The sequence below is a fragment of the Clostridium sp. UBA1056 genome, from assembly GCA_002316385.1.
GTDB lineage: Bacteria > Bacillota > Clostridia > Clostridiales > Clostridiaceae > Clostridium_J.
The window spans coordinates 109,491-124,017 of the sequence record DCDL01000060.1 but is presented as its reverse complement, the minus strand read 5'-3'; the positions used below and the strand labels follow the sequence as shown (position 1 = coordinate 124,017).

Annotated in this window: 14 protein-coding genes; all 14 read right to left on the bottom strand. The window is 31.0% G+C overall.

All coding sequences use genetic code 11. From position 1 onward, the window contains the following. Positions 1–45: 45 nt before the first annotated feature. The 14 genes from megL to B3W71_RS17055 all read right to left on the bottom strand — a co-directional run bounded on the left by megL (position 46) and on the right by B3W71_RS17055 (position 14,449). The gene (megL, locus tag B3W71_RS17120) at positions 46–1,242 is read right to left on the bottom strand and encodes a methionine gamma-lyase (RefSeq protein ID WP_346890146.1); all 1,197 of its coding nucleotides are present in this window, start codon (positions 1,240–1,242) and stop codon (positions 46–48) included. A gap of 273 nt (positions 1,243–1,515) precedes the next feature. Continuing rightward, entirely contained in the window at positions 1,516–2,763 is a 1,248-nt protein-coding gene (locus B3W71_RS17115; protein WP_346890145.1) for a sigma 54-interacting transcriptional regulator, read from the bottom strand. Between the two features lie 274 nt (positions 2,764–3,037). After that, entirely contained in the window at positions 3,038–3,766 is a 729-nt protein-coding gene (locus B3W71_RS17110; RefSeq protein ID WP_346890144.1) for an HAD-IB family hydrolase, read from the bottom strand. A 194-nt stretch (positions 3,767–3,960) separates the two neighbouring features. Then, entirely contained in the window at positions 3,961–4,131 is a 171-nt protein-coding gene (locus B3W71_RS17105) for a hypothetical protein (RefSeq protein WP_346890143.1), read from the bottom strand. 372 nt (positions 4,132–4,503) lie between these two features. After that, on the bottom strand, positions 4,504–5,280 hold the full coding sequence (locus B3W71_RS17100; protein WP_346890142.1) for a pseudouridine synthase: 777 nt from the start codon (positions 5,278–5,280) through the stop codon (positions 4,504–4,506). A 940-nt stretch (positions 5,281–6,220) separates the two neighbouring features. Further along, entirely contained in the window at positions 6,221–7,675 is a 1,455-nt protein-coding gene (locus tag B3W71_RS17095; RefSeq protein ID WP_346890141.1) for a polysaccharide biosynthesis tyrosine autokinase, read from the bottom strand. 710 nt (positions 7,676–8,385) lie between these two features. Then, complete coding sequence (locus B3W71_RS17090; RefSeq protein WP_346890140.1) at positions 8,386–8,769, bottom strand: phage holin family protein; 384 nt, start codon at positions 8,767–8,769, stop codon at positions 8,386–8,388. A gap of 191 nt (positions 8,770–8,960) precedes the next feature. Continuing rightward, entirely contained in the window at positions 8,961–9,293 is a 333-nt protein-coding gene (locus B3W71_RS17085) for a hypothetical protein (protein WP_346890139.1), read from the bottom strand. 144 nt (positions 9,294–9,437) lie between these two features. Further along, the gene (locus tag B3W71_RS17080) at positions 9,438–9,707 is read right to left on the bottom strand and encodes a TIGR04076 family protein (protein WP_346890138.1); all 270 of its coding nucleotides are present in this window, start codon (positions 9,705–9,707) and stop codon (positions 9,438–9,440) included. Positions 9,708–9,769: 62 nt separating this feature from the next. Next, positions 9,770–10,588, bottom strand: a complete 819-nt coding sequence (locus B3W71_RS17075; RefSeq protein WP_346890137.1) for a GNAT family N-acetyltransferase — start codon at positions 10,586–10,588, stop codon at positions 9,770–9,772. 277 nt (positions 10,589–10,865) lie between these two features. Further along, positions 10,866–11,240 (bottom strand): PH domain-containing protein, encoded by a 375-nt coding sequence (locus B3W71_RS17070; RefSeq protein WP_346890136.1) that lies wholly within the window; start codon positions 11,238–11,240, stop codon positions 10,866–10,868. A gap of 288 nt (positions 11,241–11,528) precedes the next feature. Beyond that, a complete protein-coding gene (locus B3W71_RS17065) occupies positions 11,529–11,663 on the bottom strand; it encodes a hypothetical protein (RefSeq protein ID WP_346890135.1) in 135 nt (44 codons plus the stop codon). Between the two features lie 207 nt (positions 11,664–11,870). Continuing rightward, complete coding sequence (gene xylB, locus B3W71_RS17060; RefSeq protein WP_346890134.1) at positions 11,871–13,385, bottom strand: xylulokinase; 1,515 nt, start codon at positions 13,383–13,385, stop codon at positions 11,871–11,873. 26 nt (positions 13,386–13,411) lie between these two features. Continuing rightward, positions 13,412–14,449, bottom strand: a complete 1,038-nt coding sequence (locus tag B3W71_RS17055) for an NAD(P)-dependent alcohol dehydrogenase (RefSeq protein ID WP_346890133.1) — start codon at positions 14,447–14,449, stop codon at positions 13,412–13,414. Between the last annotated feature and the right edge of the window lie 78 nt (positions 14,450–14,527).

Genomic DNA, 14,527 nt, shown 5'->3' with positions numbered 1-14,527 from the left:
AGAAAACTGATCTATTATTTATTTTCATGTGCCTTAATGATTATACTATGAAATAGCATTTAAAGCTTTTTGTAAATCATTTATTATATCTTCAACATTTTCAAGCCCAACAGCTATTCTTATTAGTCCATCACTAATACCAGCTGCTTCTCTCTCTTCCTTAGTGTATGGTGAGTGTGTCATTGATGCTGGATGTTGAATTAAAGTTTCAGCATCACCAAGACTTACCGCTATTGTACAAAGCTCTGTACTATTTATAACTTTCTTACCTTCTTCAATTCCACCTTTTACCTCAAAAGCAATTACAGCTCCTGGTAAAGACATTTGTTTTTTAGCTAATTCATACTGTGGAAAACTTTCTAAACCTGGATAATATACTTTTTCTACTGCACTATGTTCTTCTAAAAACTTTGCAACTTTCATAGCATTAGCACAGTGTTTTTCCATTCTTATTTCTAAGGTTTTCATACCTCTAATAATTAAAAATGCATCGAAAGGACTTAAACTAGCACCTGTCATGTCCTTTACACCAAATAATCTCACATTCTTTATAAATTCAGCACTTCCAACTACAAAGCCAGAAATTACATCTCCATGGCCGTTTAAGAACTTTGTTCCTGAATGAATTACTACATCAGCTCCAAATTCTAATGGTCTTTGAATATAAGGAGTACAGAAAGTATTATCGACCATCACTATACAATCCTTGTTCTCATGAGCTATCTTACTTATAGCTTCTATATCTACAATTTCAAGATTTGGATTTGCTGGTGTTTCCAAATAAACTACCTTAGTATTTTCTCTCATTGCTTGACTTACTTCTTCAAGATTTGTTGCGTCCACAAAGGTTACCTCAACACCATATCTGCTTATTCCATGGTTTAAATAAGCATAGGTACATCCATAAAGAGTTTTTGCTGCTACAACATGGTCACCTGCTTTTAAAGCTGTCCAAAATGCAGATGCAACAGCTCCAATACCTGATGCAGTAGAAATTGCTGCCTCTCCACCTTCTAGCATTGCTAATTTCTCTTCCAATTGAGTATTAGTTGGATTACCAAGTCTTGAGTATATATATCCTCCCTCTTCAAGGGCAAATCTTCTACCACCTTGCTCAGCGGAATCGAAAACAAAAGTTGCTGTTTGATGAATAGGAGTAGCTAAGGAACCAAATTGATCCTTTACATGTCCACCATGAATTGCTCTAGTTGCAAAACCCATTTTCTTTAAATTATTTTCCATTAATTATTCCTCCCCAAATGCACATATTTTACAATAATATAAAGCAACTTTAATGCCAAATTTGGAGTGAAATATATAATAATTAAATATATTTTAATATAGCCTTAACACGGCTTCATTGCACAGGTCTCGTAATAATTTCATTTTTACATAAGTACAGTTTAAACATTTTTGCTAAGCTGGTGTAAATATATATTTACTTATCAACATTTTAGTGAAAAGATATTTTTACATTTGTAAAATAATATTTACACATTGAAGCATAAAGGAACTTTAAATTTTTATATTATACTTATTAATTTTGTTCATTATGGTAGTATGAGAAACTTTAAGTGCGCTGGCAGCTTTTCTATAGGTTTTGTAATTTTTTATGGTCTTTTCAATAATTTCTTTCTCACACTTTTCCATGATGTCCTTTAATGGTAGTTGTAAATATTCCTGTGATTCATCTTTTATAGTATCTTTATGTGTAATACTATAAGTACTATTTCTAGGATTAATGAAAATATCCTGAACAGTTAATACATCTCCTTTACATAAGTTCATAGCTCTTTCCATAACATTTTGTAATTCTCTAACATTTCCTGGCCAGGAATACTTCATTAACTCACTAATAAACTCAATTTCAGCACCCTCTATGTTTTTATTTAATTTATAATTTAATTTATCTATAAAGAATTGCACAAAAAGTGGAATATCCTCTAACCTGTCCCTTAATGGTGGAATATACATGGGAATTACATTTAATCTATAATACAAGTCCTCTCTAAAGGTCTTATCACTAATCATATCCTCAAGATCTTTATTAGTTGCAGCTATAATTCTTACATCTATCGCCTCTTCTCTATTACTACCGACTTTTCTAATTTTTCCTTCTTGTATCACTCTTAATAATTTCGCTTGTATAAACATAGGCATTTCCCCTATTTCATCTAAAAATAAGGTACCTCCATTAGCCTCTTTAATAATTCCGTCTTTGCCACCTATGATTGCGCCTGTAAAGCTTCCTTGCTCATATCCAAACAATTCACTCTCTAGTAGTGTTTCTGGTAGGGATGCACAGTTAATGGCAATAAAGTTCTTATTGCTCCTAGTACTTATATCATGAATAGCCTTTGCAAAGACCTCCTTACCTGTACCACTTTCACCTCTTAAAAGTACAGTTGAATTACTCTTTGCAATAGTCACAGTCATATCCTTAACCTTCTCTATAGCCTTACTTGCACCAATTATATTCTTAAATTCTCTATCCTCTATGGATTCTATTATGGCTTCTAATTTTTTTTCTTTTTGTTCGTAGTATAATAATTCCATCTCTTTAACAAAAATTACATCTTTAATATTACAAATCTCTTTCATTAGCTCTTTCTTTACGGACTCACCTCTGTTATCAACTTTTACACATACCTTTTGAAAAAACACTTCCATAGAAATTAAATTAATTTTTCTATTATAAATTTTCTCTAATATCTCTACAGTTATTCCTAATCTATCCCTTGTAACTATCTCAAATCTAATCATATAAATTCTCCCTTCTGTAAAAATATAGTATGATTTAAACTCTACATTCATAGGTTTCATAATAAATATAGAATATTTACTATGAAAATCTTCATGTAAGAATTATACTAATAACATTAATTAATTTAATTAACCATAAATTTCATTTTAATACCAAACTTAGGGAAATTATACTATATAGAAGATTTAAATTCTACATAATTACTCTTTTTGATTTAAAATATTAAAAGTGACATTACAATACTTCTACTGTAACGCCACTTTTAGCTATGAATTAAATTAACTCTAAATTATTAATATCTAATTTATAAATAACATCTTTTCGTTCCACTATTACATTAATTTTTTCCTTTACATATTCATCTTCCATTATCTTTGAAATCAGTTCTTTAGTTGGATTTATTGCATATGGATTTCCTACAGATTTAAACATGGTTAAATCCCCAGAAGTATCTCCATAAGCATAGCTTCTGCTTAAATCTATATCGTATTTTTCTTTCAACTCGTTTATAGCCTTCTCTTTACTCACAGAGTCCCACATGGGAATAATTTCACCAGTATATTTTTCATCTCCATCTGTCCTATAAATGGTACCTCTAAAATCATCCATTTCATACTTACTAGCCATCTCTCTAACTAGCTCAATAGGTGATCCTGAAATAGCAATTACAATATGGCCCTGCTCTTTGTGCCATTTAATTTTATCTCTTGAAAATGTATATACCCTATCCCCTTTCTGATTAATCACATTTCTAGCTATGTGTTCTATATGCTCTTTACTTAATCCTTTAGTAGCTTCAATATAAACATCAATCATTTTAAGTAAATAGGTATCATAATCCCCTTGTCTTCTATCCCATTTTGAAAAAGCGGGCTTTACTTCGTTATACCATTTTTCTCCTTCAACTAATTCATATCTCACTATCTTCTTAAAAACTTCTGTTATTAATCCTTCTCTATATATAGTTCCATCTATATCAAAAAATGCTGCAACCTTTCCCATAAAAACCTCCATAAATAATGCTAAAATCTAATATTTAATTAGTAAACTTCGCTTTAATGTAAGTATAAGAAGAAGTTTCCATCATAATATTTAATCTTTACCATATCATATTTATGGATTAAAGTCTAGTGTTCATGATGTAGTTCATTAGAAGGATATATTGTTATATATCACTTTCCCATTTCCTTCTATACTCATCTATATGCTTGTTTTGCTTTTTCATTTTTTCTCTTTCTCATCTCTCTTGTTACAATGCTTTTATTCAGATTATTTATTTCTGCAGCCTCTGTGAAAGAGTATCCCTCTTCTACCATATCTAACGCTCTTTTAAGTTCTATCTGTGTATATCTTCTTTTTCTAATCACATATATCTCCAAACTATTTTTTATTCTTAAAAATGGGCATAAAAATACCGTAGATAATTAACCCTTTGTATTGGGATACTCTCTACGGGTGTAAAAAACACGACCTTCCTGTCGCGTTACTTATCCTTTATAGGCAGTATTATGAAAGGTTAACTACTTTCGCGAAAATGCAACACATAATAATAAACTTTATCTATGATTACATTTACGCCCATTTTAAGTTTTAGATCCAAATCACCTTTTTACTTGTATTCATTAAAACCATCTCCTTTCATAAAATAAGATTGATGAATCACTATTCACTATTATTATTTTACCTTTTTATCTATATTTTGTAAATATATTTATTCAATTTAACTTCGTATAAGTTTATTATAAGAAAATTTTAATTTCCTCTTCTGTCAACCTTCGATACTGTCCTTTTTTAAGTGTTTCATCTAACATTAATCCACCAATGGAAATTCTCTTTAGATATACCACATGACAGCCTACTGCCTTTAACATACGTTTAACTTGGTGTTTACGCCCTTCAGAAATTGTAAGATATCCGGAGACAACTGGCTGATCATAACGGCTTGAATCCATATTATAGAACTCTTTAATATTAGTCTCCAGTTCTAGCTCTTTATAATTTCCGCATTTAACTACTTCTATTTTTGCTGGTTTCGTTAATGCTTCGTTTTCTCCAATAGAAATTCCCTTTTCTAGTCGCTCTCTATCTTCTTCATCTAAAGAACCTAATGCCCAGAAAAAATACGTCTTTTCAACATGTTTTTGTGGACACATTAACTTATGATCAAAATTTCCATCGTTAGTAAGCAACAATAATCCTTCCGTATCTTTATCTAATCTACCAACATGAAATACTCCATTCATGTTAACCTCATAAAAAAAGTCAAACACTGTTTTATTAACAGCATCCTTCCTTGCAGTAATGCATCCCTCAGGTTTATGAAACATATAATACACTTTCCCTGTATAAGCAACTACCTTATCAATATATTCAATAACATCAGTACTGACCTTAATTTCCATTGCAGGTTCTGTTATCACCTGACCATTAACTTTAACCTTACCTTCTTTAATAAACTTCCTAATTTTATTACGCGTTTCAATTGATGACTCTGCTAAAAATTTATCTAATCTCATGTTTCCTCATTTCTAATCATTTGTAAAATTATTTTAGTTCTCTTATCATAAGTAAAATAGTAACTATATTAATATATAATACTTTTACTTCTGCGTAAAGATGTTCACCTTTGAATAAGATAATTTTGATACAGATAATATGAACATAAACAGAGTTCTTTGCTTCAGAGGGAGCTTTTACTTCCAAGGAGTAATATTCATTTTAAATCTTTTATTGGTATAGATGATTATTACTTTTATTAAAGTTACCAAATTCAACAGTTAAATCACTACTATATGAATTTATGTATTAATTTGTATTTAGTCTAATTTCCAATCGGTAATAAATAAATCCATCAAATTAATTGTAATTTATTAGGTCTGTTAACTTGATGGCTATAGACTGGAAGTCGTATCCTTGCTACAAGTGTCCGCAATACACTTGTGCCAGATGATATTAGAAAGAAAAACTGCTTTGCAAAAATAGAAATATCCCCGCTTTATATTGTTTTGGTTCTGTATTTATAAAGTGGCATCCCTTCACCTCTTTTTAATAGCTTTTTCTTTTAACAATAGGGGCAAATTTTACTTACTAAAGCTATTTTGACATCATCCAGTATAAGAACATTTAATTGATTAGCCATGGCCACCTTAATTTTATTTCTTATATCCCCATATGAAATTATAGTATAAAATCCTACTCGAAAGACTGAGTTTTCGTTACAATTACTATTGTTAACATTACAGTTTTGCAACTTATATATGGTTTTATCTTCAACTATCAGCTTATACATGCCATTCTTCGTTGAAGATTCGAAGAGCTCAGCATGCATAAGTTAAGTTTCAGTAGAAAAACCCAATATCTACGTCGCCTAACAGCTAAATATAAAACTTGTATATTATAATAAAAGCTCTCATTTCCAGTATATTATTTACCGAAAAGGAGAGCTTATAGGCTATTTTATTGACTTGAACTATATCTTTTCTTCCTGCGTGATTTCTTCCTGCGTGATGTCTTCCTGCGTGATTTAGCCTCTCTCAGATTTTTGTCATCTCTCAGATTTTTGTCATCTCTATAATATGCATAATAATTTGAATACTCGTAATGCTTGTTGTCAAACTTATTAAGCACAACTCCTATAAACCTGGCATTAACATTTTGCAAGAGATTTTTTGCTTTGACAGTATGTTCCCTGTTAGTTTCATTTGAGGAAATAACTAAAAGCCAGCCATCTACATACTGGGAGAGAATCTGAGCATCGGTCACAATGCCTACAGGAGGAGTATCAAAAATTACATAGTCAAAACCTTCCTTTATAGATTGTACAAACTGTACCATCCTTCCTGATGAAAGCAATTCAGCAGGATTCGGAGGACGCACGCCAGAAGTAGCTACATACAGATTATTCTCCACGTTAATTATGATTTCATCTAAGGTAGCCTGTCCAGTCAAAAAATTAGATACCCCTTTCTGATTAGAAAGATTAAAGGCTTCATGAACGCTTGGTTTTCTTTGATCGCAATCTACCAGGAGGACTTTCTTTCCTGTTTGAGCCATGATTCCCGCAAGGTTTATGGAAGTTGTAGATTTCCCTTCCCCCGAATTTGAGCTTGTAACAGCAATTGTCTGGATTTCCTTGTCGGAGGAAGAAAACTCAATATTAGTCCTCAATGTCCTATATGCCTCAGAAATCGGAGACTTGGGGTATTGCAGTGTAATTAACTTAGGATTATGTGAGTTTTGCTTTAATATAATCCCAACTACAGTCATATCTAAATGCCTTTCAACATCTTCTTCCGTTTTAATGGTTCTGTCAAGAAATTCTATCATAAAGCTTAGACCGATGGATGCCATTGCTCCAAGGAAAAAACCAATTAAAACATTCAGTTTTTTATTAGGGCTAACCGGAGATACAGGCAGCTTTGCAGCATCCATTATCTTTATTTCACCATCAGTATACATCCTTTTGCCTTCTTCTATAAAAGCCTGCCCATAGGCATTGATAATCCTATAGACTTGTTCAGGATTTTTACCTTTTATTGTAATCATAAGTACCTGCGAATCCTGCTTTCTCTCTATATTAACACTACTCTGTACACTTTCAGGAGATATGTTAAAATCAAGCTTTTGAACTGTTTTTTCTGCTACTGTAGCTGATTTTGCAATCTCCAGATAGGTTTTCATAAGCTTTTGATATGTATCAATACTACTGTTTACCTGCGAGTAATTATCATTCTTTATATTGTAATCCCCAATAAAGACACTAGTCTGGGACTGATAAGTTGGAGGAATCACAAAGTAACTTATCACACCCACCGCAGTAGTAGTCAGCAAAGTAATAACTGTAATCAAATATATCCTTTTTCTAATAATTCTCCATATTTCCTGTAAATCAAATATTTCCTCTTCTTGCATCCATTAAACACCGTCCTTGGCTATTTTTTACTCGAAATAATATTAAATCTATATATGTGCGTTTTCACATCCAATAATTAACACAACAAAAAATAGAATATTTATTCAATCTCCTGTTTTAATTAAGTTTGCCTACAAAACATAACAAAGGAGAAAAATAAATGTTCAGTCGTTCAATTATACCAGAATCATCATCTATAATCAAATTTTACAAAAAGTTAAGATTTTCACTTTATTTTACTAAACTTCAGCTTCATATCATAGCGCTTATTATAAGTTCTATGATATGAAGGGCTTTGTAGGTAAAGTTACTAACGTAGCTGAACTTATGCCTTTTAGACATAGAGCCAATATCGAAAAATTTCTAACTAAAAGTCCCTGGAATGAGGACTGTGTTGACAGAGCACTCCGTAAATTAGTTGTCAAAAATCGGGATATTTCTAAAGCCACAGGAAAACCCATTTATGTTGCTATAGATTTTATTATTTTTCTTTTTTTCTTATTTAGAAATATATTGGCATAAACTCATCCCTTACAAAATAAAAAGGCTGTAATGAAATTAGATTTCATCTACAACCTTAGTAGAATTATTGCTATGTTATGTATACAATATAGATATATAAAATCCTATTATTGCCTTTTACATAAGTAAAAAGAACCCTATTTCTAGAGTTCTTAATTTAACTATTTTAATGTAATATACTTGTAAATTACATCACTTTCGCTGGGAATATAGCATCTAGTACTCCAATAACTAAAGCTGCTAATATTGCTCCTATGATAGATACACTCATGGATGGAACCAAAAACTGTGCTACATATATTATTATCGCTGCAACAATAAAACCTTTTACACCTCTTCCAAAAGGCGATGCATCTACTCCCATAAAAGCTTCTATAAGATAATCTAATGTAGTTATTACAAGTGCTGCTATTAAATATGACCATAGCCCATAAATACTAAAGCCTGGAGTGAAAAATGATGTTATACCTAAAATAATTGCAACTAATATTAATCTTCCTATCCATCTTAAAATACTATTACTACCTGAACCTTCTTTTTGTACTTCATTATTATTATTATTATCTGCCATAAGAATTCCTCCTTTAATAGAATTTCTATTAAAGATAGTATGCCCGTAAATTCGAAAAATATTTTAATTTATAATATTTATAATTGATTTAATGTAATTGTACATAAATAAAAGATCAGTATCCTGATCTTTTATATGTATATTCACATGTTTCTAGTTTTTATATTATAGATTAAATCTAATTGGTATTATTAGATATTAGCTTCTACATTAGTATTGGCTTGATTTATCTTTTTAAGATTTGCATATCCTACAAAACTTAAAACTAAACTTGGTACAACAAAGAATATATAGATTAAAAATAGTACTCCACCTACACTGTATAATATACCAGCGGTTAATGCTAAACCTCTCTTATTAGTAAAATAAGATACCCAATTAAATATTGTTGCTAATACTACAAGTATCATATGTGCTGTTACTAATGCAGCTGCTATTACAGCTCCTGCTTGCTCTGTACCTTCACTTCCACCAATAGCTCCGCTAAAGTATAAAATTAAATAAATAGAATATGCGGCTCCCAAATAGCGCCAATGAGCAATGCTTTAGAATGTTTCTTTTTCATCTCTACCACTCCCAAATTTTATTATATTTACAAATATATTGTATAATATTAATACTTAGTTTGTAACATTTAAAATTTATTAACAATTTATTTTGTTGACATACTAATCTACCAGTTTTTCTATTTTAAAGACATTAATTACCTCTACATCTGGGCAACAGAAAATACATTCATTTTTATTGCTACCTCCTGGTACTGTTCCACCATAACGTAATATATCTATATATGGAAATGCAACATGACATGCCATAGGACATAAATTGCCTCTTTCTGTATCAAAGTCAAAGCTATCTCCTATTTTATGCCCATGGTGACATCCACCTTTTCCTTTTTTATCAACCAATATGATTTTAATTTTAGGTCTTCTTGACATATATATGTTCCCCCTTTAAATTAATATAAGCCAAAATGTTAGATGTCCTTTTTATACATAAATTATAAATTGTTTTCTGTTTTGTTTAGGAACCACCAGTGCTGGCTATAACTTCCTATATCTTCAAAGCCTAATTTTTTAGCTAAATTATAAGATACTGCATTATTTTTATCACATACCCACAGAGGTTCCACACCTATTTTTATGCAGTTATTGATAAAAATAGAAGTAATTATAGTTGCTAATCCCTTACCTTCAAATTCTTTTAAGGTTTCTAAATCTAGCTCCATCTGGTTATTTCCCACTGTGCAGCTATAACACACACTAGCTAATTTTTCATCCTGTAGTAAACAGTATCCTAGTCCATGTTTGATAAAATCATCTACCGTTCTCCAATATCCTTTGCAAAAATTCATTTCATTATCTATTTTTTTCATTAGTTCACAATCTATAGGTTTTAACTGAAGCTTCCTCATCACGTCTTCTGCTCTATTTAGATTTTCATGCAAATTTGAATTACTTAAACTAAAGCAAGTTCTAATATCCTTATCCACAGATTTACCTAATAACTTTTCTATTTTCTCCTCAAAAGTTTGTGAATGAACACCTAATGCAAAATATTTTTGTTTGTGTTCAATATCTTCAAAAATTAATTTATACAGACTTTTATTAAAATCCTCATTTTTATCGTTTCCAATTAAATTTAAAATACCTACCTCATGATAAATTAGTGCAACTGATGGTTTGCTTCTGGAATCTACAAATATCCTCCCATTCTGTTTTTCTTCTATTACAGAAAAAATTAAAGGAACAGGATTTTCAAGCTTATTTATTAAAGGTAAAATATTAGAAAATTCATTTTTACTTAATTCAACTATCATCTTTTATATCCCCTAAAGATTCATCTCTTTATATCCTTTTTATTTTTACTCAATCTTACATGTAATTTTCTCTTCTTTAACATGAAATTTATTTCTGCATAAATGCGTACTAACAAATTAATGAATAAAAATTCCCTCAAACTATAGTCTGAAGGAATATTAAGATAGTTTTTAGTATTTTAATACTTAAATCTCCTTGTCCATTAGGATAAAGTGCATTTAAACTTTACTATTAGTAGCTTAATAGAAAAGCGTCCAACTTTATAAGTGTTTTATACTAGCCTTTCAGGAGTGCATTAGCTATTAACTTATCAAATTTACGGACATCTACTCCCTTTTGTAAATTAACTTTTATTTGACCAGCTCTAGTCCATAATTCAACTTCAGCACTAAGATCAAAAAGCTTTCCTGCACTTTCAGTAGACCACATATTAATAGAAGAATATGGTAAAGAATAAATCTCTACTTTTTTACCTGTAAGACCTTGTGCATCTCTTACAATTAGTCTTTTATTAGTAAAAATTGCGCTGTCACGAAATGTCTTATAAGCAGCAACTGCTACCTCTCCTTCCACTAATAAGTCATTAACGTCGTTTGGAATTGGGCATTCAGATACTAGAGTCCATGATAAAATATTTTGAGTTTCTGCCATTTTATTTACCTCCCATAAATAAATTTATTGTCTATATTTATTATTCTGCATAAATTTAGAAAATCCTGTCTAAATTAATCATTTTTTAACTATAATAGTGGAAAAACACTTCAATAATCTTATAATTTAGTAGAGAACATATATGTATAACCCTATTATAATTTAGTTATCATACAAAATTACAGGAGCTACTGAATAAGCTTAATATAAGACATTCTTTTAGTAAAAGGAGTGTACTTATGCTAATGCTATATAATATATTCGTGCTTAACTTAAATAAGTCTTACTTTATACCAATATCTTGATTTCTTTAAATTTATCCTTTTGTACAATTTTCTTAAAGTTTCCTAGCCTTGAAACAAAGAAAGCAATAAGAATTATATACCCTAAATTATTAGTAAGATTTCTTAGCAATTCAACCATTAATATTAACTCCATTTCACTAAATGCATCTTTTAAAAATGTCTCTTGCACCTTTCACTGATTATTTTTCAAATACTTAAATAAGTTTCTATAAATGGAATATACAACATTCTACAATATATAAAGATATTAATAACTAAGGAGTTACATTATTCAATAAGAAGGAGCACCCCTAAAAAGTGCTCCTTCTTAAATCCTTAAAATATATTATAATAATTCAAAAGTTTCCTTTAAATCATTATATATCTTCTTGTAAATTTCATAATATCTTTTATATATTAGGGAATTTTCTTCTTTTGGATATTGTATGCTATTTTCAGAAATTGCTATGCTACAAGCCTCATTTATATCCTTGTATACACCTGTTCCAACCCCTGCAAGTAATGCTACACCTAAGGCTGGTCCTTCTGATGATTTATTTGTAGATACTTTGCAGTTGAACATATCTGCTAATATTTGGCGCCATAGCTCACTTTTTCCGCCTCCACCTGATACCATCACATTAGTTGGATTCAATCCTGTACCTTTAATGATTTCCATGCAATCTAAAAGGGAATAGGATACTCCTTCAATTACAGCTCTTAGCATATCATTTTTGGTATGAGCAGCTGAAAGTCCAAAAAATACTCCCTTTGCCTTAGGATTCAAGTGTGGTGTACGTTCTCCCATTAGATATGGAAGATATACTACTCCCCTAGAACCTACAGGTACTTTTTCTGCTTCTTTAGTCATAAGTACATAAGGATCAATTCCCATATTTTTTGCCACTTCGATTTCATTAGTACAAAAATTATCTCTAAACCATTTTAAAGAAAGTCCTGCACCTTGAGTTACTCCCATCATATGCCATGCACCTGGTACTGCATGACAAAAGGTGTGTACTCTTCCTTTTTCATCAATTATAGGTTCATCTAAATGTGCAAATACTACTCCTGAAGTACCTATAGTTGAAGATATTTGTCCACTTCTTATAATACCATTTCCTATTGCACCGGCCGCTTGATCTCCTGCTCCACCTACCACTGGTGTATTTTCTTTAAGACCAGTAAGCTCAGCAGCTCTTTTATGAACCTTTCCACTGACTACAATTGATTCATGTACATTACCTAAGTATTCTATAGGAATATCTAAAGCATTAAGAACTTCCTTAGACCAGCATCTATTCTTAATATCTAAAAGCTGCATTCCTGATGCATCAGATACCTCCGTTGCAAATTCGCCTGTGAGCATATATCTTATATAATCCTTAGGCAATAGTATTTTTCTACATTTTTCATATATTTCGGGCTCATTATTTCTAACCCAAAGTATTTTTGATGCTGTAAAACCTGTAAGTGCAGGATTTGCTGTAATATCTATTAATCTCTTTTCTCCAACTTTTTCTGTAATCTCAACACATTCCTTAGCTGTACGCTGATCACACCAGATAATAGATTTTCTTAATACATTTCCATCCTCATCTAACATAACTAAACCATGCATTTGACCGGATAAACCAATACCGCTGATTGATTCTGGATTTATATTACTGTCTTTTATAACAGTATTAATTGTTATGCAGACTGCCTTCCACCAATCTATGGGATCTTGTTCTGCCCATCCAATCTCAGGTTGATATAATGGATATTCTTCTGTGGAAGAGGAAATAGGATTTCCTCCCTTATCAAAGAGCACCGTTTTAGTACCCGATGTTCCGATATCTATGCCTAATAAGTACTTCATCTTCTAGCCCTCTCCAATCAAAATTATTAAAGCTTAATAACTGCCTTTACTACATCATTTTTATTTTCTATAACATAGTCAAAAGCTTTCTTCGTATCACTAAAATCAAATTCATGAGTAACTATTCCATTAACATCAATTTTCCCATCAGAAATTGCTCCTATAGCTGCTGGATATATATTTCTATATCTGAATACACTTTTTATTTCAACTTCTTTAGTCATAATTTGCATGAAATCAAACTCAATTATATCCTTTGGTGCAAGTCCTACTAATACGATAGCTCCACCTCTTTTTACTAAGTAAGGTGTCTGCTTTATTGTGTGCTCTGATCCTGCTGTTTCAATAACAACATTTGCACCAGCATTATTTGTAATCTCATTTATTACAGCTAATACATCTTGATTTTTAGCATTTATAACTTTAGTTGCACCTAATTTTAGGGCATAGTCTAATCTCTTATCTATAACATCTATAACAATAACATTTGTAGCACCATATGCCTTACAAGCTAATAAAGTTACTAGACCTATGCAACCTGCACCTAAAACTACAACTGTATCTCCTAATTTCACATTTCCTTGTGATACAGCATGTAATCCTACTGCTAAAGGCTCAACTAAAGCACCCTCCTTAGTTGATACATTGTCTGGTAGTTTAAAACACATATTTTCTGGATATGTTATATAGTTCATTAAAGAACCATGATATGGTGGTGTTGCTAGGAATTCCACGTCTGGACATAGATTATATTTACCGCTTTTACAAAATTCACATTGACCACAAGTTTGACCTGGCTCTAATGCAACTCTATCTCCAACTTTTAAATTCTTAACTCCTGAACCTACTTGAACTATTTCTCCAGCACATTCATGACCTAAAATAAAGTCTCCATCTACTATGAAGTCTCCTATTCTACCATGTTCATAGTAATGTACATCTGAACCACAAATTCCTACATATTCTAATTTTATAAGTACTTCTTTATCCTTTGGAACTGAAACCTCAATATCTCTTGTTTCCATATTATGAGTTCCACACATATATACTGCCTTGTTTATCATCTTTATTCCTCCTAAGGCATCTGAAAATAAATAATAAGTCAAAGATGGGAAGTATATTTTGAGTTAGACAAGGAAACA